This is a genomic window from Pseudalkalibacillus hwajinpoensis (genome assembly GCF_015234585.1).
Classification (GTDB): domain Bacteria; phylum Bacillota; class Bacilli; order Bacillales; family Guptibacillaceae; genus Guptibacillus; species Guptibacillus hwajinpoensis_B.
In genome coordinates, this window is sequence record NZ_JADFCM010000008.1 from 1512971 (window position 1) to 1537993 (window position 25023).

General features: G+C 38.6%; 22 protein-coding genes. 20 read left to right on the plus strand and 2 right to left on the minus strand.

Translation table 11 applies throughout. The features are described from left to right. From IQ283_RS19420 to IQ283_RS24435, 4 genes are all read left to right on the plus strand, one after another. Nucleotides 1-1803 (plus strand): IucA/IucC family protein, encoded by a 1803-nt coding sequence (locus tag IQ283_RS19420; protein WP_194221714.1) that lies wholly within the window; start codon nucleotides 1-3, stop codon nucleotides 1801-1803. 234 nt (nucleotides 1804-2037) lie between these two features. Next, nucleotides 2038-3021, plus strand: a complete 984-nt coding sequence (locus tag IQ283_RS19425) for an aldo/keto reductase (RefSeq protein ID WP_194221715.1) — start codon at nucleotides 2038-2040, stop codon at nucleotides 3019-3021. A gap of 21 nt (nucleotides 3022-3042) precedes the next feature. Continuing rightward, nucleotides 3043-3237, plus strand: coding sequence for a hypothetical protein (locus tag IQ283_RS19430; RefSeq protein ID WP_194221716.1), 195 nt, complete (start codon nucleotides 3043-3045; stop codon nucleotides 3235-3237). Nucleotides 3238-3261: 24 nt separating this feature from the next. Next, nucleotides 3262-3507, plus strand: a complete 246-nt coding sequence (locus tag IQ283_RS24435) for an OsmC family protein (RefSeq protein ID WP_194222312.1) — start codon at nucleotides 3262-3264, stop codon at nucleotides 3505-3507. A gap of 101 nt (nucleotides 3508-3608) precedes the next feature. Here IQ283_RS24435 and IQ283_RS19440 read toward each other — a convergent pair whose 3' ends face one another. Continuing rightward, nucleotides 3609-4493: a LysR family transcriptional regulator gene (locus tag IQ283_RS19440; protein ID WP_194221717.1), complete on the minus strand. Its 885-nt coding sequence runs from the start codon at nucleotides 4491-4493 to the stop codon at nucleotides 3609-3611. Nucleotides 4494-4772: 279 nt separating this feature from the next. Between IQ283_RS19440 and IQ283_RS19445 the strand changes: the two genes are divergently transcribed. The 11 genes from IQ283_RS19445 to IQ283_RS19495 all read left to right on the plus strand — a co-directional run bounded on the left by IQ283_RS19445 (nucleotide 4773) and on the right by IQ283_RS19495 (nucleotide 17933). Continuing rightward, nucleotides 4773-6950, plus strand: a complete 2178-nt coding sequence (locus tag IQ283_RS19445; RefSeq protein WP_194221718.1) for a malate synthase G — start codon at nucleotides 4773-4775, stop codon at nucleotides 6948-6950. Nucleotides 6951-7071: 121 nt separating this feature from the next. Beyond that, a complete protein-coding gene (locus IQ283_RS19450; RefSeq protein WP_194221719.1) occupies nucleotides 7072-7794 on the plus strand; it encodes a FadR/GntR family transcriptional regulator in 723 nt (240 codons plus the stop codon). Nucleotides 7795-7968: 174 nt separating this feature from the next. Beyond that, on the plus strand, nucleotides 7969-8700 hold the full coding sequence (locus tag IQ283_RS19455; RefSeq protein WP_194221720.1) for a GntR family transcriptional regulator: 732 nt from the start codon (nucleotides 7969-7971) through the stop codon (nucleotides 8698-8700). 137 nt (nucleotides 8701-8837) lie between these two features. Continuing rightward, nucleotides 8838-9695, plus strand: a complete 858-nt coding sequence (gene fba, locus IQ283_RS19460; RefSeq protein ID WP_194221721.1) for a class II fructose-1,6-bisphosphate aldolase — start codon at nucleotides 8838-8840, stop codon at nucleotides 9693-9695. A gap of 4 nt (nucleotides 9696-9699) precedes the next feature. Then, nucleotides 9700-10638, plus strand: coding sequence for a 1-phosphofructokinase (gene pfkB, locus IQ283_RS19465; RefSeq protein ID WP_194221722.1), 939 nt, complete (start codon nucleotides 9700-9702; stop codon nucleotides 10636-10638). Between the two features lie 15 nt (nucleotides 10639-10653). After that, entirely contained in the window at nucleotides 10654-11685 is a 1032-nt protein-coding gene (locus tag IQ283_RS19470) for an SIS domain-containing protein (protein ID WP_242057395.1), read from the plus strand. Between the two features lie 15 nt (nucleotides 11686-11700). After that, nucleotides 11701-12642, plus strand: coding sequence for an ROK family protein (locus tag IQ283_RS19475; RefSeq protein ID WP_194221723.1), 942 nt, complete (start codon nucleotides 11701-11703; stop codon nucleotides 12640-12642). Beyond that, on the plus strand, nucleotides 12632-13837 hold the full coding sequence (locus IQ283_RS19480) for a glycoside hydrolase family 88 protein (protein WP_194221724.1): 1206 nt from the start codon (nucleotides 12632-12634) through the stop codon (nucleotides 13835-13837). Before IQ283_RS19475 ends, IQ283_RS19480 begins: the two co-directional genes overlap by 11 nt. Before the next feature lie 19 nt (nucleotides 13838-13856). After that, nucleotides 13857-14183, plus strand: a complete 327-nt coding sequence (locus IQ283_RS19485; protein ID WP_194221725.1) for a cupin domain-containing protein — start codon at nucleotides 13857-13859, stop codon at nucleotides 14181-14183. Further along, complete coding sequence (locus IQ283_RS19490) at nucleotides 14180-16261, plus strand: heparinase II/III domain-containing protein (RefSeq protein ID WP_194221726.1); 2082 nt, start codon at nucleotides 14180-14182, stop codon at nucleotides 16259-16261. The genes IQ283_RS19485 and IQ283_RS19490 overlap by 4 nt, the downstream gene beginning before the upstream one ends. Before the next feature lie 172 nt (nucleotides 16262-16433). After that, entirely contained in the window at nucleotides 16434-17933 is a 1500-nt protein-coding gene (locus IQ283_RS19495; protein WP_242057396.1) for a DUF4091 domain-containing protein, read from the plus strand. Nucleotides 17934-17960: 27 nt separating this feature from the next. Here IQ283_RS19495 and IQ283_RS19500 read toward each other — a convergent pair whose 3' ends face one another. Further along, nucleotides 17961-18806 carry an AraC family transcriptional regulator gene (locus tag IQ283_RS19500; RefSeq protein WP_194221727.1) on the minus strand — a complete coding sequence of 282 codons (846 nt, stop codon included), beginning with the start codon at nucleotides 18804-18806 and terminating at the stop codon, nucleotides 17961-17963. A gap of 128 nt (nucleotides 18807-18934) precedes the next feature. Between IQ283_RS19500 and IQ283_RS19505 the strand changes: the two genes are divergently transcribed. The 5 genes from IQ283_RS19505 to IQ283_RS19525 all read left to right on the plus strand — a co-directional run bounded on the left by IQ283_RS19505 (nucleotide 18935) and on the right by IQ283_RS19525 (nucleotide 25011). Continuing rightward, nucleotides 18935-21169, plus strand: coding sequence for an FAD-dependent oxidoreductase (locus IQ283_RS19505; protein ID WP_194221728.1), 2235 nt, complete (start codon nucleotides 18935-18937; stop codon nucleotides 21167-21169). Nucleotides 21170-21287: 118 nt separating this feature from the next. Continuing rightward, nucleotides 21288-22256, plus strand: a complete 969-nt coding sequence (locus IQ283_RS19510) for an ABC transporter permease (RefSeq protein WP_194221729.1) — start codon at nucleotides 21288-21290, stop codon at nucleotides 22254-22256. Beyond that, complete coding sequence (locus IQ283_RS19515; RefSeq protein ID WP_048309424.1) at nucleotides 22250-23110, plus strand: carbohydrate ABC transporter permease; 861 nt, start codon at nucleotides 22250-22252, stop codon at nucleotides 23108-23110. Before IQ283_RS19510 ends, IQ283_RS19515 begins: the two co-directional genes overlap by 7 nt. 59 nt (nucleotides 23111-23169) lie before the next feature. Next, on the plus strand, nucleotides 23170-24339 hold the full coding sequence (locus IQ283_RS19520; protein ID WP_194221730.1) for a Gfo/Idh/MocA family protein: 1170 nt from the start codon (nucleotides 23170-23172) through the stop codon (nucleotides 24337-24339). Between the two features lie 42 nt (nucleotides 24340-24381). Beyond that, nucleotides 24382-25011: a YesL family protein gene (locus tag IQ283_RS19525; RefSeq protein WP_194221731.1), complete on the plus strand. Its 630-nt coding sequence runs from the start codon at nucleotides 24382-24384 to the stop codon at nucleotides 25009-25011. The last annotated feature ends 12 nt before the right edge of the window (nucleotides 25012-25023 follow it).

The following is a 25023-nucleotide window of genomic DNA, read 5'->3' on the forward strand; positions in this document are numbered from 1 at the left end:
ATGTATTCTCAAAACGAACTAGATACTGTTCTTACTAAACAAAACTGGACACTTGTTAATACAAAACTCTTAGCAAAAATGATTTCAGAATTTATGTACGAAGATATGATCTCACCTCAACTCGTTCAAGAGAAAGATAGCTATACCATCTATGATCTTCGAGTTTCAGACAAGAAATCATACACATTCCATGCGATTGCCCGCCAATTTGATAGCTATGATGTTGACTGGAAATCGATTCGCATTCTAGAAAATGGGAATGAGGTAGAAGGGAGTGCCGTTGGCTTCCTCCTTGATATCAAACCCTTAATAGGCATGTCATCGGAAACAACAGCGCATTTAATAAAGGAAATTAGTCAAACTCTCATTGCAGATGTACATCTGTTAAATAAGCGAGTTTCATCAGACAAATTGATTACTGAAGACTACGCTAATCTTGAAGGCTACATGACTGGACATCCATGGATCACGTATAATAAAGGAAGAATTGGGTTCGGGTATGATGATTATTTAGCATATGCTCCTGAACACCAAAACGAAGTAACACTTTCCTGGATTGGCGTTAGTCGACAAATTAGCTCTTTTCAATCTATTGAGGAACTTACCTTCGAAAAACTAGTAAACTATGAATTAAATGAACAGGATCGTTCTAAATTCCAGAATATATTAGAAGAAAAGACTGATGATCCTAGTCAATACTTCATGATGCCTGTCCATGAGTGGCAGTGGAAAAACGTTTTGATTCAGAATTTTACAGAGGAGATTGCTAATCAAACGATCATACCACTTGGTCAATCCAGTGATCGCTATCTCCCTCAACAATCCATTCGGACGTTTGTTAACAAATCCAATCCAAACAAGCATCATGTTAAATTACCGATGAGCATACTAAATACACTTGTATATAGAGGATTACCAGCAGAACGTACTCTTATTGCCCCGAAAATCACTGAATTCATTAAAGGCATCTATGAAAAAGACTCCTTTTTAAAAGATGAATGTAGAGTGATTTTACCAGGTGAAATTGCGAGTATTAATGTGAACCATTCCTATTATAATCAATTGGAGAATGCCCCATATCAATACAAAGAAATGCTTGGCGTAATTTTTAGAGAAAGTATCTATACTTATCTCGAGGAAGGTGAACAGGCGATTACTTTAGCAGCACTTCTATACGAAGACCATAATGGGAAGCCCTATATAAAAAGCTTGATTGAGAAATCTGGAATGTCTACAGAAGAATGGATGACGCAATTTTTTGATGTCACTATGAAGCCATTGCTTCATTATTTGTACCAATATGGAACAGTCTTTTCTCCTCACGGCCAAAACACTATTCTCGTTCTAAAAGATTCCAAACCATCACGCCTTGCAATTAAAGATTTCGTAGATGATGTCAATATTAGTGATCAACCATTCGAGGAACTTAATTATCTTACAGATGAGTTAAAAGATGTGCTCCGGAGTGAACCACCTGAGGGACTGACCCAATTTATATTTACAGGCTTATTCATCTGTCACCTCCGTTATTTATCGAACATTTTAGCAAACGGTGAATTAATGGAAGAACAGAATTTCTGGGAGAAACTAGCGGAATCAATTCTATCGTATCAAGCAAGGTTCCCACATCTAGAAGAGCGTTATAAGCTATTTGATTTCTTCAAACCTACATTCACTAAGCTTTGCCTTAATCGAAATCGCATGGTAGATGAGGGCTATTCAGTAGGAGAAGATCGACCTCATGCATCTGAATTTGGGAAAGTTAGAAATGCACTAAGTCACTATAAAAAAATCACAAAATAACAGAGAGACGGGGCCGACCCCCGTCCTTTTTTGGAAGTGAGAAGAGTGGCATACGAATGGAGTATAAATGATTGGAAACGTCTTACAATTTCGTTCCAATCATTGAATGCTCAAGCTAAAGAGCAACTTCATCAAGAGAACGTTACATTCAAAAACAAATTTGAAAGCGGTTTAAACCTCCATTAAAAGGGAAATTACCATGTAATGTTAACTCGAGTTAATGGAGGCGAAAGAATGAAATATCGACAGTTAGGTCAAACAGACTTGCAAGTAAGTGAAGTTAGCTTTGGAACGTGGGCAATAGGTGGAGCATGGGGGAAAACGAATGACAAAGAAGCTCTCAATTCTCTTCAATATGCTATACGTGCTGGCGTGAATTTCTTTGATACAGCGGATGTATATGGAGACGGACATAGTGAAGAACTTCTTGCTAAAGCAACTAAAGGAATGGAAGATAAAATTCACATCGCAACGAAATTTTGTCGTGCAGGAGACATTTATGATTCTGCCAACTATTCAGAAGAAACTGTTCGTGCTTATTGTGAAGCAAGCTTAAGGCGCTTAGAACGAGATCAAATTGATCTTTTTCAAATTCATTGTCCACCAATGGAGATCCTTAAGGATGGTCAGGTATTTGAAGTATTGGACAAACTGAAAGATGAAGGTAAAATACGATATTATGGTGTAAGTGTTGAAACAGTTGAGGAAGGACTATTATGTCTTAAGTATCCTGGCGTAAGTACCCTGCAGGTTATTTTTAATATATTTAGGCAAAAGCCGTTAGAGCAACTTTTCCCAAAAGCGTATGAACAAGGCGTTGGCATTCTTACGCGCGTGCCGCTGGCCAGTGGTTTATTAACTGGGAAATTCAAGAAAAACGCTTCCTTTGAAGATGACGATCACCGAAACTTTAATCGGAATGGAGAAGCTTTTAATGTAGGCGAAACGTTTGCGGGACTTGAATTTGAAAAAGGTGTAGAGCTAAGCGATGAAATTAGTTGGATTGCTCGCGATCGAGAGAGTATGACGACTGCTGCGCTAAAATGGATTCTTGAACATAAAGAAGTCTCTTGTGTTATCCCTGGTTTTAAAAACATCCAACAAGTAGAACAAAACCTCAAAGCCACAGAGGTCCCTAACTTTTCCAGGGAAGAAATGGAGAAGCTTGCTAGCTTCTATCAACAAGAAGTGCATGAAATGATTCGAGGGGCTTATTAATAACCGAAAGGAGTTCTAACGATGGCCAAACCAATCGAAATATCAAATATTCGTATTGAACAAGATAAAGATAAAAACCGTCGTGCATATATTGCGGATTTTAAAGAACCGATTCACTACGGTGTACATGGTGGCGTGAAAGATTTTTATCAAGCTTCACCTGAAGTGGAACAACCGTCAACCCTTGATCACATTGTTGCTGCTGCAGGCGGCTGACTAACAGGGACATTATCCGGTGCGCTGGAGGCGCGCCAAATACCTAGTTTTCCTAACAAACTATCTGGTCAATTCGAAGGATTGATCGAAGCGCCTGAGGGTGTTCTAAAAATCACTAAAATAAAATGTCATTATAAATTAATCATACCAGAAGGGAAAAGAGAAGCTGCAGAAAGAGCACTCCATGTTTTTGAACGTGGTTGTCCTGTTGCACAAACGCTCAAAGGCTGTGTTGCTTTCGAGCATGATTGGGAGATTATAGAAGAATAAGAAAAGAGCTGATGAAGAAGTCCTTCATCAGCTCTTTTCAATTTGTAGAATCATAGAAGCATTTTCTAAGTTACAATACCACCTGCTCTGAAGGATTCAACTCACTTCACTACAAAGGAGTCTGCGAGGTTAATAAATTCTTTAACCGCATAAGGCAAGTATTTATTCTTTTTCCAAATCAGCCCAAGTTCAAGGCGAAGGTTTGAGTGACGAAGCCTAATTGACGTAATGGAATCGTTTGGAATAGAAAGAGCGATTTTACTAGGTAGAAGGGCAAGGCCAAGCTTTGCTTCTACCATCTCGATCATAAAATCTTTCTGCGAACTGTGGCAAACGACATTCGGATGAAACCCCTGTTTCGAGCATTCTTCTACAATTCGATCATGTAACGAAAAATCATCACGAAATAAAATAAATGGCTCTGATGCAAGATCCGTTATATCGATTTCAGTAGATTCCGTTAAATGATGTTCATTGTGAACAACTACCATCAATGGATCAGAAATAACTTGAACCGTTTCCAAATAACTGTTTTTTAATGGGGTATTGCAAATTAGGCCAATATCGAGTGATCCATCCTCAATCCCTTGCTTTATCGATTTTGATCCCACTTCAGTTAATAGAATTTCAACAAAAGGATATTTCGCCTTAAACTGACTAATTAACTTTGAAAAAAACGCAGCCCCGATAATAGGAGGAATACCTATTTTAATTTCACCCTTTTTAAGCTCTGTGAGGTCGGTTAATTCTGTTGTTAGATTACGAAAAGCACTTAGTACGTGATGCGCATTAATAAGGACAGCGTGACCCGCATCGGTTAATTCCAATTGCTTTGATCGATAGAAGAGCGGCACTCCAAGTTCAGCTTCCATATTTTTAATGGCTTTACTAATAGAAGGTTGGGACACGTGAAGACTAGTAGCAGCTTTTGTGAAACTTAATTGTCTAGCGACTTCAGAAAAATATTCCAAATGACGGATTTCCATCAAAATACCTCCACACAGAGATTTTTTCAAAGGCTATGTTAGTGAACGCTGTTTTATTGGCTTATTTCTGATCTATGAAGACGATGCCATTTGAAAGAGCCAAAGTAGAAAATCAAAAATATAGCCAATATAGATTTTGAAAATTTTGAATTATAACCTGAAAGCATACCTAATATGCGATATATGTATTATATAAATAGCTTACTTTATTATAAGATAAGATATAACGAATGAACAGCACCATATAAGGTTCTGTCAAGCTTATGAGGGGGACAGGTAATGGAAAATTATAAGTCAATTGGTACTTTGCATGTTGCAACGGAACTCTATGAATTTATTAATGAAGATGTTATTCCTGGAACTGGCACTTCTTCTAAACAGTTTTGGAGTGGCCTTGGTGACATGATCACTGAACTGTCACCTATCAATAAACAGCTTCTACAAGTTCGAGAAGACCTACAACAAAAAATCAATGCTTATCACCTGAACAATCGAGCTAGTGACCTAGAAAGCTATAAAACGTTTCTTAAGGATATCGAATATCTTGAAGAAGAAATAAATGATGTTAAAATTAGCACTCAATCGGTAGATGAGGAAATTGCCATTCAAGCTGGTCCTCAGCTAGTTGTCCCCGTCAATAACGCTCGGTATGCGATTAATGCAGCGAATGCAAGGTGGGGAAGTCTTTATGATGCATTGTATGGAACTGACGTTATTTCAGAAGATAACGAAGCATCAAAGAATACAGAATATAACCCAATCCGTGGTGAAAAAGTGATAACTTATGCAAAGCGTTTCCTAGATTCGGTCGTGCCACTAAAGGAAAGAAGTTACTCAGACATTAAACGATTTACTATACAGCAAGGGATGCTTAAGGTACACTTTACTGACAATGATGAAAGCGTTTTAATGAAAAGAGAGCAATTTGTAGGATATCTAGGTAGTGAAGAAAACCCTAAAGTCATTTTATTGAAAAACAATCAAATCCACCTTGAAATTCAAATTGATCGATCTCATCCAATCGGTAAAACAGATGAAGCAGGAATTAAAGATGTTTTTGTTGAATCTGCTATTACAACGATAATGGACTTTGAAGACTCTGTTGCAGCTGTTGATGCAGAAGACAAAGTCCTCGTCTATCGGAATTTTCTTGGCTTAATGAAAGGTGATTTACAAACATCTTTTTCTAAAGATTCTAAGAAAATTGTTCGATCGTTGAATCCTGATCGCGAGTATACATCACCTGATGGAAAGATACTTTCTCTTCCTGGTCGATCCTTGATGTTTGCTCGAAATGTTGGCCATTTAATGACAACGGATGCGGTTCTTGATCAATCAGGAAATGAGGTACCTGAAGGAATTATCGATGCCGTGATTACTGGATTAATCGCAAAGCATGACCTGAATAGAAATGGTCGATACCAAAACTCTTCCGAAGGGTCCATCTATATTGTAAAGCCTAAAATGCATGGATCAAAGGAAGTTGCATTTGCTAATGAACTATTCAATCGAACAGAAGATTTACTTGAATTAGAGCGTTATACAATCAAAATTGGCGTGATGGATGAAGAACGACGTACTACCCTTAACCTTAAAAACTGTATAAACGAAGTAAAAGAACGCGTCGTATTTATTAACACCGGCTTCCTTGATCGAACGGGTGATGAGATCCATACGTCGATGGAAGCTGGAGCTGTTATACCGAAAGGCCAAATGAAAAACGCGACCTGGCTTCAAAGTTATGAAAAAGCAAATGTGGCTCATGGTTTAAACACAGGTTTTAGAGGAGTCGCACAGATTGGAAAAGGCATGTGGGCTATGCCAGATCTTATGGGTGATATGATTGCACAAAAAGGTACACAGCTTCAAGCTGGTGCGAGTACAGCTTGGGTACCCTCTCCAACAGCTGCAACCCTTCACGCCTTACATTACCATCAAACAAATGTAAGGGATATCCAACATGAACTGGAGAAAAGGACAGCAAATTATTTAAATGATCTTTTAGAAATTCCAGTTAATACAGAGAAGAAGTGGAGCGACAAAGAAATTGAGAAAGAACTCAATAATAATGCTCAAGGTATCCTTGGATACGTTGTTCGATGGATCGAACATGGGGTAGGCTGTTCTAAAGTGCCAGATATCCATAATATTGAACTTATGGAAGACCGAGCAACGCTTCGAATTTCTAGTCAGCATATGGCCAACTGGCTTCATCACGGAATTTGTTCCAAGGAACAGGTTCTAGAAACAATGAAACGAATGGCAAAAGTAGTTGATAAGCAGAACGCAGGTGACCCGGCTTATCATGCAATGGCTGATAACTTTGAAAAGTCGATTGCGTTTCAGGCTGCATGTGACCTTGTCTTTAAAGGCTTTAATCAACCATCTGGTTATACTGAACCAATACTTCATAGTCGACGAAAAGAAGCGAAAGCAAAAGTTTATTCAAATAAGTAATTTTTGTTGCAAAAGTAGCCCACAGGCTGCTTTTGCTTTGACTTACATAATAAGTACTAAAATACAGATATGCTTTCAACCCACCTCGTCTACTGTGCTATTACGTATAGGGGGTTTTACAATGAAACTTAGACGCATTTCTTCAGAAGAATTATCCCAAAAAGTTGAGAAACAACTATTAGGTTTATTGAAAGAAAGGAAATATAATAAAGGAGATAAAATCCCCTCCGTTTTGGAACTCTCGCAGTTTTTTGGTGTTTCACGACCCACTATATTAGCTGCATTAAAAACGCTGAGTGGAAGAGGGGTTATTGATTTATTGGCAGAAGAAGGAGCTATTGTTACAGGCTATACACCGAAACGGTATTTCCAATATATGCCGATGCCTCAACATGAGAATTTGGAATCATTATTCCAAACACTTGTAATGTTAGAAACAACGTTGGTCAAACTGGCAGCGGTTAATCGAACAGAGCAAGACCTCCTAACAATGAGTCATACGCTTGAACTTCTAGAACGAAGTGAGCGTTATAGGGATAAGAGCATTCAGGACTATCAATTTCACTTGGCCGTTGCAAAAGCTTCGGGCAACCCTATTTTACTAGAGTTGTTCCAATCACTGTCTGCAAAGATAAGCAAGTCAATGGATCATTTCCATTGCTTAATCGCAACAGACCTGGAACGCATTCAAGACACAAATCAGCAACATGAGTTAATTATGGAAATGATACTTTGTGAAGATCCAAGTGGGGCTTCAGAAGCAATGATGCTTCATTTAACTTATGCTAGAAAGCTAATGAGAAAAGGTTTCTCGATTCGTTCAGAGTTCATTGAAACTGACTGACGAACCTGTATATGAAAACAATTACTAAAGAGAGTAAAGTCGAAGCTCGACTTTACTCTCTTACTTGATTAATATGATAGAATAAAGAAAAATTCACTTTGAAACCACAATGAATATTAAGGTACAAAATGAATGAGGTAGATACAACTATACACAAAAGAAATGGGGGATATTATGAAAAGAGAATTAGATCAGCATAGTGTTATTCCTCTCTATCACCAATTAAAGGAGATATTAAAGGAGAATATTGAACGAGGTGACTGGGCTCCTGGCGATAAAATTCCATCTGAAAACGAGTTGAGGGCTGACTATAATATTAGCCGTAACACAGCTAAAAAAGCGATTGAAGACCTCGTCCAAATTGGCGTCTTGAATCGAATTCAAGGGAAGGGGACTTTTGTTTCGCAGCCGAAGCTCGAGCAGCCACTTATGGGCTTTTATAGCTTTAGTAAAGTGATGAAAGAAATGGGCATGGCACCAACAGATATTATTTTGCATATGAATGAAACGACTGCTTCACCTCGAGTCGCAAGTAAGTTAATGGTTGATGAAGGAGATACTCTAATCGAATTAAAGAGGTTACGCTGCGCTAATGACGAGCCTGTTATTCTTGAAACATCTTATATACCTCAATACCTCATACCTGGTATTAAGCAGGAGCATGTGATGAATACCTCCTTATATGATGTAATGGAAAGTGATTTTGGTATTATCGTTACAAAAGCAAAAGAGGTGTTTGAACCTGTCCTCATAAGAGATTATGAAAGTGAATATCTCCAAGTAAAAGAAGGTTACCCCGCCTTGTTGTTAGAAAGAACAGCCTATGATCGATCAGGAAAACCCGTGGAATTTTGTCATTCTATCGTAAGAGGAGATCGCTGTCGTTTCTACACAGAATTAATTTAATTAAAGAACAGGTTGACCCAACAACCTAATAACAGTACAATACCATTAAAGACCTGGTGACGTTATGTTGCCAAGGTACAGCTCAACTTGACCCAACAACCCGTTGACTGGTCGAATCACTTTAAGGAGATGATTGAATGCCATTAGTTTCTAGTAAGCCGTTACTCGATGATGCGTACAAAAATCATTATGCGATTGGGGCCTTTGCTGTTCATAATCTGGAAATTATGAAAGCGGTTATTTCAGGTGCTGAGAAGATCGATACACCGGTTATCTTTCAAACGACACCAGGAACAATTAAATATGTGGGAATCGAAAACATTAAAAATATGGTGAATTCGGTAGCTGAGAAAACCTCGATTCCAATTGCATTGCATTTAGACCACGGTGATAGTTTCAAAACGGTTCTACAATGTTTGCGGGCAGGTTACACGTCAGTCATGATTGACGGATCAAAATTACAATATGAAGAGAACGTAGCGCTCGTCCAAAAGGTTGTGGAAGCTGCTCACTATGTTAATGTCCCCGTAGAAGCTGAACTCGGAACCATTGGAGGCGTTGAAGACGATCTTAGTGTAGACGAACAGGACGCTCAATTGACAGATCCAGACCTCGCAAAAGATTTTGTCGCACGAACGGATATCGATTCGTTTGCCCCTGCTTTTGGAACAGCACATGGCTTATATAAAAAGGAACCAAGGCTTAATTTTGAGCTTGTACAAAAAATTTCCGAATCGACAGGACGGCCAATTGTTATGCACGGCGCCTCTGGTGTACCAGAAGAAAAAGTTCGTGAATCGCTTCAATATGGCGTAAGTAAAGTGAACTTCTCGACTGAATTAAAGGTTGAATTCGTGGCTAGATTACGAGATTACTTGAATGATCATCCACATACAGATGATCCGAGAAAGTATTTCGTCCCTGCTCGAGAAGCTGTTGAAGAAATTGTGAAGAAAAAAATCTTAATGCTGCAAAGTCAGCAAACTTACGCTTAAGTCTATGATCACTACTGTTACGTTAAATGCAGCGATTGACCGTACGTACTATATGGATCGCTTTTCTATAAATGAAGTAAATCGGACGAAAAGAATCATAAGCGAACCTGGAGGTAAGGGCATTAACGTCTCAAAAATACTGAAAATTTTAAATATAAATACAGTATCCACAGGTTTTTTGGGGGGGTTAAATGGTCAATTCATTAAACGGTTAGCAGATGAAAAAGGAATTCATTCCGATTTTGTAATGATTGAAGGCGAATCACGTATTTGCCTAAATATCATTGATGAATTCACAAACCAAACTGAAATTCTTGAGTTAGGTCCAACCATTTTAGAAAGAGAATGGATCGTATTTAAACGAAAACTATTGGAATTGGCCAATAAAAGCACTTATGTCATTCTATCTGGGAGCTTACCTAAGGGGCTTTTAACGACGGCTTATCAAGAACTTGTTGAACTTGTTCAGCAGAATGGTACAAGAGCAATTGTTGATACGAGTGGACAACCGCTTAAGGAAGCTCTGAAAGCGAAGCCCTTTATGATAAAACCAAATATTGATGAGCTAAGTGAAATCACCAATCGTCCGTTGCAAACCGATGATGAAATCATGAATGCTTTAATAGAATTAAGCTATACAGGAGTCTCCGTTGTGGCAGTCTCTAGAGGAAGCGATGGAGCGATGGCTGCTTATGACAATTGCATTTATTCAATTTCTATTCCTACGTTATCTGTTGTCAATCCTGTAGGAAGTGGCGATGCCTTTGTTGCTGGATTAGTATCTGGATTCTATAATGGAGAGTCTTTTGAGAAATCATTAATAAGAGCCTCAGCTGCCGGTACAGCCAATGCACTGCAAGAAAAAGCAGGAGACCTTTCCTTAGAAGATCTAAAATCGCTAGAAAAACAAATGAGTGTAAATCAATTTTCATTTACTAAATAAGGAGTGGTGTAATTAGTGGATACGTATACGTTGAAGGAAATCATGTCTCAAGGAAACGCTTCAGAAAAAACCTATCAGATCGTCAGCAATATGAATATTCCTAATGAAAATGTCGAAGTCAATTATGTATTTACAGGGTGTGGCACATCCTACTACATTGCAATTTCAGCTGCTAGATACTTTCAAGAAATCACTGGAATTCAAGCCAACGCGGTACCGGCTTCAGAAATTTTTCTTCATGAAAAGCAGGTATTCACCCCTCATAAACGATATAGAGTAGTAAGTATCTCTCGCTCCGGAACCACTTCAGAAATTATTACTGCTTTAAAAGCCATTAAGGATAGAGAGAACATATCCACTCTAGCCGTAACCTGCAACAGTGATGCTGAAATGGCACAACTAGCTGACGATCAAATTAGTCTTGATCATATAAGTGAAAAAAGCGTTGTTATGACTCAATCCTTCACTAACATGCTTTATGCAATTCAACTATATGCTGCAAGATTTGCAGAGAATAATGCGGCATTAAAAGAACTGAAACAGGTGCCTGAATTGTTAAATGAGAATGTGAGTCATGCACATGTTATGAAGGATATAGTTCAAGGTGCAAAAGCGGAGCGGTTTATCTTCTTAGGCGCAGGTATTTATAATGGATTAGCCAAAGAAGGTACCTTGAAACTCAAAGAAATGACGCAAACGGAATGCGAAAGTTATTCGAACCTTGAATTTCGTCATGGCCCGATTTCCATTGTGGATGAGGAAACCGTAGTGGTGCTGTTTTCTACAACAAAAATGAGCGAGATTGACCACACATTACTTCATGATATTAAAAATAACGGTGGAAAAACGATTGTGATTGGAGATCTCGGGACAAATTTAACGGCTGATCATGTGATTAATATAGGAAGCAATTTATCAGATGAAGCGAGAGCGACACTTTATATTCCTTACTTTCAGCTTCTAGCTTATTATCAGTCAATCAAACTTGGCTTAAACCCAGATCAACCTCGTAATCTTAATCAAGTCGTGAAAATATCTCTGCCTTAATAACAGGAGGCCAACATGAATCTTTCACTCGGTATTGATGTAGGGGGAACCAAAATTGCAGCTGCGCTCATTACAAAAGATGGGCGCGTGCTATTTCGAAAAGAAGTTCCAAGTGTAACAACGGATAAAGACAAGATGTTTCAGCAATTAAAGAACTGTATTGATCAAGTATTAAAAGAGTCTCGTTACAAACCAGAAAACCTACTTGGTATCGGTATTGGTGTGCCTGGAAAAGTCGATATTGAAAATGGAATAGCCATCTATCAAAACAATCTACCTTGGTCTCATTTTCCAATTGGTTCAAAATTGGAAGAACTTTATCCTACAAAGTCTGTCATCCTTGATAATGATGTTCATATGGCAGCATTTGCGGAATGGTATCAAAGAGGATGTAAAAAAAATGAAACGTTTGCTTATTTAACTATTAGTACAGGGATTTCATGTTGCATTCTTCATAATGGAGTCATTTTACGAGGTGCTGGTTTTGCAGGCGAAGTAGGCTTAATGTTGACAAGTGCTTCGAAAGAAAATTCAGTAGTTACTTTTGAAAATGTAGCATCCGGTCCTGCTATTCAATCAAAGGCAGCAACCAAAAGAGCAACACTTCAAATGAAAGAGACTGAACAAATCACAACAGCTACAGTCTTGAGAGATTACTTTCATGGGGAGAAATACGCCTGTCATGTCATGGCTGAAGTTTTAAATGATATTAGTAAAGGCATTCATGGCATGATTTGCATGCTCGACCCTCACCAAATTGTTCTTGGTGGCGGGGTCATTAATCATAATCCAGAGTTAATAGACCATATTAAAGCGACACTAAAACCTCTCCTGATTACTGAACAGAGCAGTGCCGTTCATCGAATATCTGTTAGTCAATTGAAAGGAGACTCAGGACTTGTTGGAGCCGGTTTAAGACTTCACAACTCATCTGATGGAGGTGCAAATGAAGATTAAAACAAATACACAAAGTGTACTAGATGAAGGCATTCGACTAAAAGATCGCTATCAAAAACAGCCTACGATAAACCGCACGTACGTCGATCAAGCGATTCACCATGTTCTTCAGAAAATTGATCAAAATCTTGAAGCTTTTACTAACTCTTTTCCTGATTCAAGTAGCCAAGATGGAGTGTACCCGTCCATTGAGAACAATGAATGGACAACGAGTTTCTGGACCGGAATGTTATGGCTCGCTTATGAAGTAACAGGAGAACAGAAATACCGCAGTGTAGCTGAAGGACACTTAACTAGTTTCAAACAGCGCTTAAAGAATCGAATTGCTGTAAATCACCATGATCTCGGATTTCTCTACACGCTTTCATGTGTTAGTGCTTATAAATTAACTGGTAATGAAGAAGCCAAAAATGTAGCTATTGAAGCAGCAGACTTGCTCATGACGCGCTTTCATGAAAAAGCAGGTATCATTCAAGCATGGGGCGACTTAACAGACCCGTCACAGCGGGGAAGGATGATTATTGACTGTAATATGAATCTCCCTTTACTCTATTGGGCGACAGAAGAAACTGGAGATCAGAAGTATAAGAGCGTAGCTGAAAGCCATATCCAACAGGCAGCACGATACCTTGTGAGAGAAGATGCGTCTACGCATCATACTTATTATATGGATCCAGACTCAGGAAAGCCACTGTATGGTGACACACACCAGGGATATGCGGATGACTCTTGTTGGGCTCGCGGGCAAGCATGGGGAATATACGGCTTCCCTCTAAGTTATGCTTATACGAAAGACTGGAGTTTAATCACGTTAACTAAGAAACTTACAAATTACTATTTAAATCGTTTACCTAAAGACTACATTTGTTATTGGGATTTAATTTTCACAGATGGCAATGAAGAAAGAGATAGCTCATCAGCTGCTATCGCACTCTGTGGACTACTTGAATTAGTGAAACATTTACCACTTACAGATGAAGAGAGACCTTATTATGAGAACGCTATCAACAACACAACAGAATCACTAGTTGAACATTACACGACTGATGTAAACTCAAATGAAAATGGATTGTTGCGCCATGCCGTTTACTATAAAGGTGGTAACCGCGGAGTAGATGAAAGTTGTATTTGGGGCGATTATTATTATTTCGAAGCGCTTGTTCGTCTCTCGAAAGACTGGAATTTATATTGGTAATCTGGAAAGGAGTTCGATTATGGGACAAATTGGTATATGGGAGTCAGTAGAAGACGGTGTTAAACGAAATATCTTAACAAGTGGTGAAGATCTAATGATTATGGAAGTTCGCTTCAAAAGTGGAGCGATCGGAAATAAGCATCAGCATCCTCATGAACAGATTTCCTATTGTCTTGATGGGCAATTTGAATTCACAATTGGCACTGCTCATACGATCATTGAAAAAGGAGAGTCACTTTATATCCCACCAAATACACTTCATGGCGTTAAAGCGCTCTCAGATGGTAGTCTATTAGATTCCTTTAGTCCAGTAAGAGAGGACTTATTAGAAGGAAAGCATTCATGAGTTCCCGTTTGTCAGATACGATTTACTTTAACGCTCAACATGAAGAAACACTACATGCGAAAAAAAAGCTAATCGCCGAGGCTGATGAAGCGCTACAAATACCATTTAGACCTTCAAAGACAGATATCGCAGACTGGGGGCACTATTTTCACTGCCCATATGATGGAGCTGCACTCAATTTCAGCTGGACGAATAATAAGAAATTTGATTGTCCTTCATGCAGGAGAGTCTTTGAAGACTCTCCATTTCTAGGTGGCTGGATGGGAATGGCTCACGGAAAACTAGGAGAGGCAGTTAAACATCTTTCGTTTGCCTATGCGGCGACTAAAAGAGATGATTATTTATTGAAAGCAAACAAGATCCTTTTGGATTATGCAGAGTGCTACCCTCATTACCGAACACATGGAAAGATCCCTTATAATGGGCCAGGTAAACTTTTCGCTCAAACGCTTGATGAAGCCAATTGGATGATTAATCTTTGTTATGCCTATCACATTGGTAAAGAACATTTTACCAAAGAAGAATTGGAACTTGTAAATAATCAGCTATTTCTTGATGCGGCTACCTTTTTATCTACATGGAAAGAACAACAGATTCATAATCATGCCGTCCATATAACTGTTGCCATTTGTATGATCGGTTCAATATTGGGTAATGTTCACTTAATTGAACAAGGGTTTAATGGAGATTATGGATTAAGAAATCAGATTCGTAAGGGCGTACTTGAGGATGGTTTATGGTATGAAGGCTCCTTCTCCTACCATTTTTATACACTTGAATCGATCGTTCAATTAGCACATATCACAGATGATACTCGTCTTTGGTCATTCCCAGAAATTAAAAAGATGTTCGATACGCCCTTATTATTTATTGATAATGAAGGGTTGCTCCCATCTTTGAATGACTCATCCTCATCTATTTCCTTATCCAAATATGCACATCTCTACGAGTTCGCTTTTTCTATTTATGGGGAAGAGCAGTATCAAATAATATTAAGAAGCTTATACGGCATGCAACCATCAAAGTTTAAACGCGTTCCGCGAGATTCGTATTCATTGTTCTTTGTTAACCAATTTGTTTTAAATAATAACAATTGTATAGTCCCATCTTGTAAGAACAATCAAAATAAGACATTAACTTCAAGTTCTAGCTTAACAAAAATTTCCTGTGAAAATGGATGGCAGGTCTTTCAAAAGCATGCGCCATTTGGTGGTGAACACGATCATCTCGATCAACTAGGTTTATCGCTTAGCTTAAAAAACAAACCGTTTATACGAGATCCTGGCACAACACGCTATAGTGTGCCTGTACACTATGACTGGTTCAAGCATACGTATTCACATAACACCGTTAGTATAAATGGAAGTGATCAACCACCAGCAGATGGGAAGCGTATAAAAGCTGAACAATGTGAATGGGGAAGCTGGGTAGAAAGCGTCGTAGACTGGAAAAGTGATACCTATCTTTTTCAAAATTTAATTCAGTTACCTGAGTCAATGAGTTCCTGGGATGTTGAGAGTTACAAAGATTGTTCTATCCAACGTTTCAATGCTATTACCGATCGATTGTTTCTTGACATCGTTACGGTAAACGTACCTGAAAAAAGAGAAGTGGATCTCTTATATCATGTCGACGGCCATGTACTTGACACCCAAAACTGGAAAACATCACAAGCAAAATTAAGCAAATTAAATCAAGATTTATTCAACAATAAGAGAGAAATGATGAAGAATGGTTCTACATTATTACAATGGAAAGCGAACGAAGAAACTGTAAATCAACATAGCTGGTGTTCATCAAAAACGATGCTCTATTTAGCAAGCACTCCCGATAACCCTCCCGTTGCTAATCGAGCCACTCTTATACAAAGAAGTAAGCCACTTCAATCCATCACGTTTATTAACGTCTTTCAAATGGCTACGGATTTACCAAATAGAGAAGTTGAAAATATAGAAGTAATACAAAGCGAATCCGAGATAAAAATATTTGTCTCGACTCATTCCTCTATATGTGGTGAATTCCGATTAACTAAGGGAAAAAACCACCATTCATCGACCCTTGCCTATTATTCAAGCTAAATAAACGATAAAGGAGTGGTTAATCATTATTGAGACGAAATTAGTAAGCTCGCTCACCAAAGTTTTTGCTGATGAAGATTTAACTGAGCCATATGTTTCATTTGCATCTGCTTTATTAGGTGAAACATATTCCTTTCAAGTAGCGTATCGGTCAGATAAATTAGTGAAACAAATGAAGGTCGAAATTCACTCTCAGTTAAATGTAACAGCACGAGTAGTTGGACTGGTGCCTTCTGAATACCCATGTCACTTTGATTACGATGATCATACCCTGCGTCATACACCAGGATTATACCCTGATCCCTTATTTCCAATTGTAGAAGAAGAAGGGCTTACAGCTTTTCCAAATCAGTGGCGATCGATTTGGATAACAGTGGACATAGAACAAGACGCTAGACCAGGCGACCACCAAATTGACATCACCCTCATTTGCACTAACGGTGATCATTTTAAAGAAACTTTTCAATTGAACTTCATTGATGCAAATCTTCCAGAACAAGAAGTGATTCACACCGAATGGCTACACACGGATTGTATCGCTTCAATTTATCAATTAGAGATTTTCAGTGATAAATACTGGGACACAGTAGAGAAATATGTAAAGACAGCTGCTGATCATCACATCAATATGATTTTAACTCCTTTATTCACCCCTCCGCTGGATACTGAAATTGGTAGAGAGAGACCCACCGTACAGCTTGTTGATGTAACAAAAGAAGGAGAGAAATATACATTTCATTTCGAAAAGCTGCTCCGTTGGTTTAAAATGTGTCAAAATAACGGCATTCGATATTTTGAATTCTCTCATCTTTTTAGTCAGTGGGGTGCAAAGCATCCACCTAAAATTATAGGTAATGTAAATGGAAAAAAACAAAAACTATTTGGTTGGGAAACAGACGCTACAAGTCAAGACTACCGTTTATTTCTAGCACAATTCTTACCTGCGCTTATTCAATTACTTGAAGAATCCGATCTAACAGATTATTGTTATTTTCATATTTCTGATGAACCTCGAATGGAACATTTGGAGTCTTATACGAATGCAAGCCGTGTGATGAATGATTACCTCGGTGACCTACCAGTAATAGACGCACTTTCAGATTATGCATTTTACGAAAAAGGGCTTATTAAAAATCCAGTATCAGCCAACGATCATATTACTCCATTTCTTGAAAACAACGTTCCTGGTTTATGGACTTATTACTGTACTTCTCAATACAAAGAAGTTTCCAATCGTTTTTTTAACATGCCATCCTCTAGAAATAGAATACTAGGAATGCAATTATATAAGTTTAATCTACAGGGCTTCCTTCATTGGGGATTTAACTTCTGGTACTCTTCTTTTTCCAAAAAAATAATTGATCCGTTTCGGAACACAGATGCGAATTACTCTTTTCCATCAGGCGATGCTTTTCTAGTTTATCCCGGTGAGAACGGACCAATTGAGTCACTTCGTTTAGAAGTGTTAAGAGAGGCCTTTCAAGATCATTCTGCATTACAACTTCTTGAAAGCTATATTGGACGTGAACAAACACTAGATCTATTAGAGAACGATTTGAAAAAACCACTAACATTTAACCATTATCCAAAAGAAGCTGCATGGCTTCTCGCTAAAAGAGACGAAATAAATGAAAGAATTAAGCTTGAAATAAATGTTCATACGCACAAATAAACCGCCTGAAAGGCGGTTTATTTGTATTTACATTTGGTGAATTTTTTTAAATTCTGATGGGCTTTTTCCTTCTTTTGTTCGAAACGCACGACTAAAGTAATACCGATTTTCATAGCCTGAATGTCTTGCGATTTCATCCATCGTCCAATCCGTGTTGGCAAGTAATTTTTTCGCTTCTTCTACTCTTAGTGAAATCAAATATTCCTTTGGGGTCATCCGAAAAGCTGCTTTAAACCTTCTAGTAAGTTGAACAGGACTAAGTCCTAATTGGACGGAAAGGTCATTCATACTAAATAAAGACATTAAGCCTTTCTCTTGAATAGCATTTTTCGCATCAATCATCAGCTTATCTTTTTGGCCGATTTGTTTCACATGCTTTTCTTCAAGCTCCCAACAAAACACATTCCACATATCTCTCAGTATGTAATTAATACGGGACATATTCTGAGAGTAAGTATGGTTCGAATATAAAGCTAAATATTCGAAATTAGAAGAAAGTCTTTTAAAATCTCTTAACGTCCATTTTCCACTAATAATTGATTCATCTTCTTCCAATGGCTTTAATAATGACGGATCTGATAAATACTCTTTTTTTAATTCCCATTCGAAAATAAATGCAAAAAATGACAAAGGCTCAATTAACTTCCTCTTAAAAGGTGTGTTAGGTGGACAAAACACGAGATCACCGACCTGTGCTACACCGTTCTTATCACCGATTGAAAATTCGAATTCACCTTTTTCGACCGCAAATAAGACCCACTTAGGGTGGACATCTTCTTCAAATACAAATCGATGTTTTTCTTTCCAATGAGCTAAATAAATGACCGACGGTACATAGTTTTGTAACGTACGAGCGTCCAGGATTAATTTCACCACCTTATGAAATAAAGTATAAACAAATGACTCTATATTACATTTTAATAGAAGTTGGCAAGCGATACAATTATATTTAGAAAACTTAAAAAATTATTGAAGGTAACATCAAGGAGGATGTTCATCGCATGAAGTATGAAACAGTCGAATCTGATATAACGGTAATTGGGGGAGGTCTTGCTGGAGTTTGCGCAGCCGTATCAGCGGCTCGATTAGGTAAAACCGTTTTCCTTATCCAAAACAGGCCAGTACTTGGCGGAAATTCAAGTAGTGAAGTAAGAGTGTGGGTAAGCGGTGCTAACGCAGTAGGAACACAGAGATATGCCAGAGAAACAGGCATCATGGGAGAAATGCTTGTTGAAAATCAATATCGGAACCCTGAAGGAAACCCATACTACTGGGATCTGATCGTTTATGAAACCGTGTACAACGAACCAAATATTACACTTCACCTTAATACAGATGTTCATGAAGTAGAAGCCACTGGAGAAAATGACAATCGTGTCATCCAATCGGTCACAGGATGGATGATGGGATCGGAGCGGAAGATTACCTACAAGAGCGAAGTATTTCTAGACTGTACAGGAGATGGATTAGTCGGTTTCCTCGCAGGTGCCGAATTTAAGTTAGGTAGGGAAGCAAGACATGAGTACGACGAAGAGTGGGCACCAGAAGAAGCTGACAATATCACACTTGGAAGTACCATCCTATTTTATACAAAGGATATCGGAACACCAGTCAAATATGTCGCACCAGCATTTGCAAGAGACATTACCCAAACTCTCATTCCAGAAAAAAGAATCATTCGAACTGGGGACTCTGGCTGCTATTATTGGTGGATTGAATGGGGCGGCGAAATGGATACCGTTCATCAAAACGAAGCAATACGAGATGAATTGTGGGCAGCCATTTACGGAATCTGGGACTACATTAAAAATTCAGGGAAATTCGATGCTGACAACCTAGTTCTTGAGTGGGTAGGGTCTGTACCAGGTAAAAGAGAGTACCGCCGATTTGTAGGCGATTATATGCTAAATCAAAATGATATTATTAGTCAGAGACCATTTGATGACCGGATTGCTTTTGGTGGATGGTCAATCGATCTACATCCCCCCAAGGGCATGTATACAGGAGAAAATGCATCCAAGCACCTTTTCCCTGATGGTCTATATCACATTCCATTCCGCTCTTTATACTCACGCAACGTTTCGAACTTGTTTATGGCGGGCCGTAACATAAGTGCAACTCATGTAGCCTTCGGAACTACACGAGTGATGGCAACTTGTGCGGTTATGGGTGAAGCTGCCGGAGTAGGCGCCGCTCTATGTGTGGAGAAACAACTGACGCCACGTGAACTGTATGAAAATCATTTCAAAAGTGTACAGCAAACGTTACTCAAACAAGATGCTTCAATTATTGGAGCTAGAAACGAAGATGTAAGGGATCAAGCTAAACTTGCAAAGATAAGCGCATCAAGCACATATCAAAAGATCGCCATTAACACACCAGCTGAACTGTACTCTTTAAAAAATGATGTGGGTATCTTGTTTCCAGTTGATCAGAAGCTCACTTCAATTGAACTTTTAGTCGATGCTACTATAGAAACAGAAGCGATTATAGAAGTATGGGATACAGGTAGAGGTGAAAATTACATTCCTCGTACATTGCAAAATGAGAGAAAAGTAATCATTCCAAAAGGTGAGAAGCAGTGGATCACAGTTAACATTCCTTGGACACCAAACGGAGAACAAAATGTTTTTATCGTGATTAAGGAAAATGAACAGCTAGCTTTATGGAAGTCAAAACAGCCACTATCCGGGGTGTTAACTTTTGAAAAAGGAGATATTCCTATCGTCGACCCTAACTTGTCCCAACAACCCGAGCAGTTAGTCGTTCAGTGGTCAATGAAAAATCTTACACGACAGCCGTTTTGTTTTAGAGTAAATGATCCAATCGGAACTTACTTACCTGATAAGGTCATTAATGGTTATCACCGTCCATTTGGCTCTCCACATATGTGGATGTCTGAACCAAATGGTCAGGAAGAGTGGATCGAGTTAACTTGGGACAAGCCGATTCAAATGGATGAAATCCACTTAACCTTTAATGATGATGTGAACGAATACTTGATTAACCTTCACTTTTTGAAAACAGAATTCGATATTATGCCAGAGCTAGTTGCCAACTATCGGATTGAAATGAATTTAGATGGTCAGTGGCAAACGTTAGATTCAATCAAATCTAACCGAAAAAGAAAGCGCGTCCATCATTTTGAAACTTTTACCACTGATAAAATACGTGTGGTTATCGAGGAAACCAATGGATCAAAGCACGCTGAACTGATCGAAGTGAGAGTCTACTAGTATCTAAATTAATAAACTCTCACAGGTGTACAGATATGCTATTGTAATAATATCTCAAAAGAAATCGAATTTTCAGGTAAGAAAGTCTGTCACCAAAGAACAGTCTAGGAGGGAATTCATGAATGCAAAAACAGCTGTAGAGTCAGAGAGGTCACTTTATACGAAATCGGAAACAAAGAAGAAAACGCTGATGACAAACTTATGGAAGTACAAAAGCTTCTACATTATGCTTGCACCGGGATTAATTTGGTTTTTCGTCTATAAGTATCTACCAATGTACGGTGTTATTATTGCGTTTAAAGATTACAACGTGATGGAAGGCATCACGGGGAGCAACTGGGCCGATCCATGGTACAAATATTTCCAAATTTTCTTTGATTCCCCTTATTTCTATCAATTACTATCCAATACGTTGATCATTAGTTTATACAAAATTCTTTTTGGAATGGTTCCGAGTATTGTACTCGCTATCTTTCTAAATGAATGTAAAACAATGTGGTTTAAAAGATGGATACAAACGCTAAGCTACATGCCACACTTTCTATCTTGGGTAATCATTTATGGAATTTGTATCGCTTTCTTGTCAGAAAGCACAGGGTTATTTAATCGTTGGTTAACAGAAGGGGGAGCATCAAGCATTCCTTTCTTAACATCAACAGACTGGTTCCGTTCGATATTAGTAGGATCTGAAGCATGGCAAAGTCTAGGGTGGGGAGCCATTATTTATTTAGCAGCGATAGCCGGAATTAATCCTTCTCTCTATGAAGCTGCAAAAGTAGATGGGGCGAATCGCTTTCATATGATCTGGCACATTACACTACCAGGAATACGTAACGTTATCATCCTTTTGTTTATTTTAAAACTAGGACACATGCTTGATGCTGGTTTTGAACAAGTTTACATCATGTATAACGTCCAAGTGTATGAAGTGGCTGACATTATTGATACGTGGGTTTTCCGAACAGGACTTGAACAGATGAATTTCAGCCTTGCTGCATCAGTAGGATTATTTAAGTCAGCAATCGGCCTTATTCTTGTCATCGGAGCGAACCAAATTGCGAAGAAATGGGGGGAAAACATATGGTGAAAAATAAAGGAGACCGCGCCTTTGATCTACTTGTAACGATCTCTCTCATTCTAGTTGGTGTATTATCCGTTTTCCCTTTGCTTTTCGTCGTTGCAGTATCTCTAACCCCGATCGAAGAAGTATTGAAAAATGGTGGATTTGTACTGATTCCTGAAGCGATTAACTTTGATGCGTATACTCACCTTTTATCACAACCCAAAATCCCAAAATCGTTTATGGTCACCATATTTATTACAGTTGTTGGAACGATCATTAACTTGATTCTTACTACATTAATGGCGTATCCATTAAGTCGCAAAAACTTACCTGGTCGCAACATTTTCATTTTCCTCGTCGTCTTTACACTCTTATTTAACGGCGGAATCGTACCAACATACTTAATTGTAAAAGCAACTGGTTTACTTAATTCCGTGTGGGCAATGATTATTCCGAATGCGATTTGGAGCTTTAATGTTCTGATCATGAAAAGCTTCTTTGAAAACTTACCAGAAGATATTTTCGAAGCAGCTCGAATTGATGGTGCAGGCGAATTTAGAATTCTCGGGCAAATTGTACTCGCTCTTTCGAAACCCGTTATGATTACAATTGGCTTATTCTATGTCGTTGGTCACTGGAACGAATTTTTCCAGGCCGTTATGTACATTACAGACCCCGCCCTAAATCCACTCCAGGTTGTAGTTCGAGATATTCTTGTACAAAATCAAGACCAAATCGAGAACGTGGATGCAGTTATACCGACAGCTACCATTCAAATGGCAGCCGTTATTATTGCAAGCCTACCAATCATTGTGATTTATCCATTTGTTCAGAAGCATTTAACAAAAGGGATGCTACTAGGTTCGATCAAAGGATAGAAAACGATCATGTCAGAAGCAGAACATAGCATGAATGCCATACTCGTAGGGGAGAAACAATGACACAAGTAAGAATTGGATTAATCGGTATTGGATTAAGAAGTTCTATTGCAAAATATTGGCATCAGCCGGATGGAGAATCTGTTGTTGTAGCAGCAGCAGATCTATCCATCTCTAGATTAAAAGCCTTTCAAGAAGACATAAACAAAGAAACATTTATTACGACAAATTATAAGGAACTTTTGGAACGACAAGACGTGGATGCCGTTGTTATTACAACACCTGATCACTTACATGAGGAACATGCCATTGCAGCATTTAGAGCAGGAAAACACGTGTATTGCGAGAAACCATTAGCTATTTCAGTGGATGGATGTGATCGTATTCTCGATGAGTGGGAGAAGACAGAGAAGCATCTTATGATCGGGTTTAATATGAGGTACATGAATATGTTTCGAACGATGAAAGGAATTGTGGACTCTGGTGTAATAGGTGACATTAAAGCCGTTTGGGTTCGTCATTTCGTAGGGTTAGGTGGAGAGTATTACTACCATGACTGGCACGCTAACTCTTCAAATACGAATTCTCTTTTACTCCAAAAGGGTTCTCATGATTTAGATATTATCCACTGGATAACAGGAAGTTACACCAAAAAAGTCTCAGCCTTTGGTAGCCTTGATTTCTTCGGAGGAGAAAAAGATAACAATCTTACGTGTCCCACTTGTGATCAAAAACATGACTGCACGGAATTTAGCACTACTCCATTGAATCAATGCGCTTTTCGCAATGAAGTGGATGTAGAAGACAATAACATGGTCATTATGGAATTAGAAGGTGGCATTAAAGCTTCTTATTTACAGTGTCATTTTACCCCAGATTATCAACGCAACTATACGTTTATTGGCACAAAAGGAAGAATTGAAAACTCCGAACCGGATGGAAAAGTATATGTGAAGACGAGAAAATCTAACACCTGGCATGAATATGCTGATCAAACGTACGACATAAAGACGGCAGAGGGAAGTCATGGTGGGGCCGATCCTGTCATATGCCAGGATTTTGTAAATCTTGTTCTTCATAATAAACAACCGCTCACAACTCCTTATGCTGGAAGAATGAGTGTCGCCGTTGGCTGTGCGGCGTCAGAATCCATTCGGGCTGGAGGAAAAGTGGTACAGGTCACTCAGCGAGTTGGATCTGAAAAGTCACAAAGCACAGGTATTACTTAACTAAACATCACGAGAAAAAGAAGGATAAAGAGGTGTATCTGAATGGTTGAATTAAATGGCTTATGGGGCAAATTTTATCGCATTACAGAATGGGTCGCTCGTCTTGTATACGTTCAATGTCTATGGCTCGTATTCTCGATTGTTGGGCTTTTGGTCGCAGGAATTTTCCCTGCAACAATGGGCATGTTTGCAGTCGTACGCCGCTGGCAACTCGGAGAGACAGATGTTCCTGTTTTCCCTGAGTTTTGGACTACCTATAAACAAGAATTTATAAAGGCCAATCTTGTTGGCTGGTTGACGACGATCGTGGGAGGGTTATTGCTCTTTAATTTAACCCTGTTCAGAGGCTATGAAGGAGTATTTTTCCTCATATGCTCCCTCTTTACCTTAACAATTATATTTTTGTATATCTTGACGGCGCTTTTTGTTGCTCCTGTTTTTGTTCAATATAAATTATCAGCCCTTAAAGTTATCAAATACGCGGCCATCATTGCATTATCTTATCCGTTACATGCTTTGATGATGGGGGCAATCATGATTGCCTTCTATTATGTTCTTTTATTAGTTCCAGGGTTATTACCGATTTTCAGCTTTAGCTGGCTTGCCTTTCTACTCATGTGGGTAGCCAATCTTGTTTTTCGTAGAATGGATCAAAAAGAAGTTCAAAAATAACATTACTGGGAG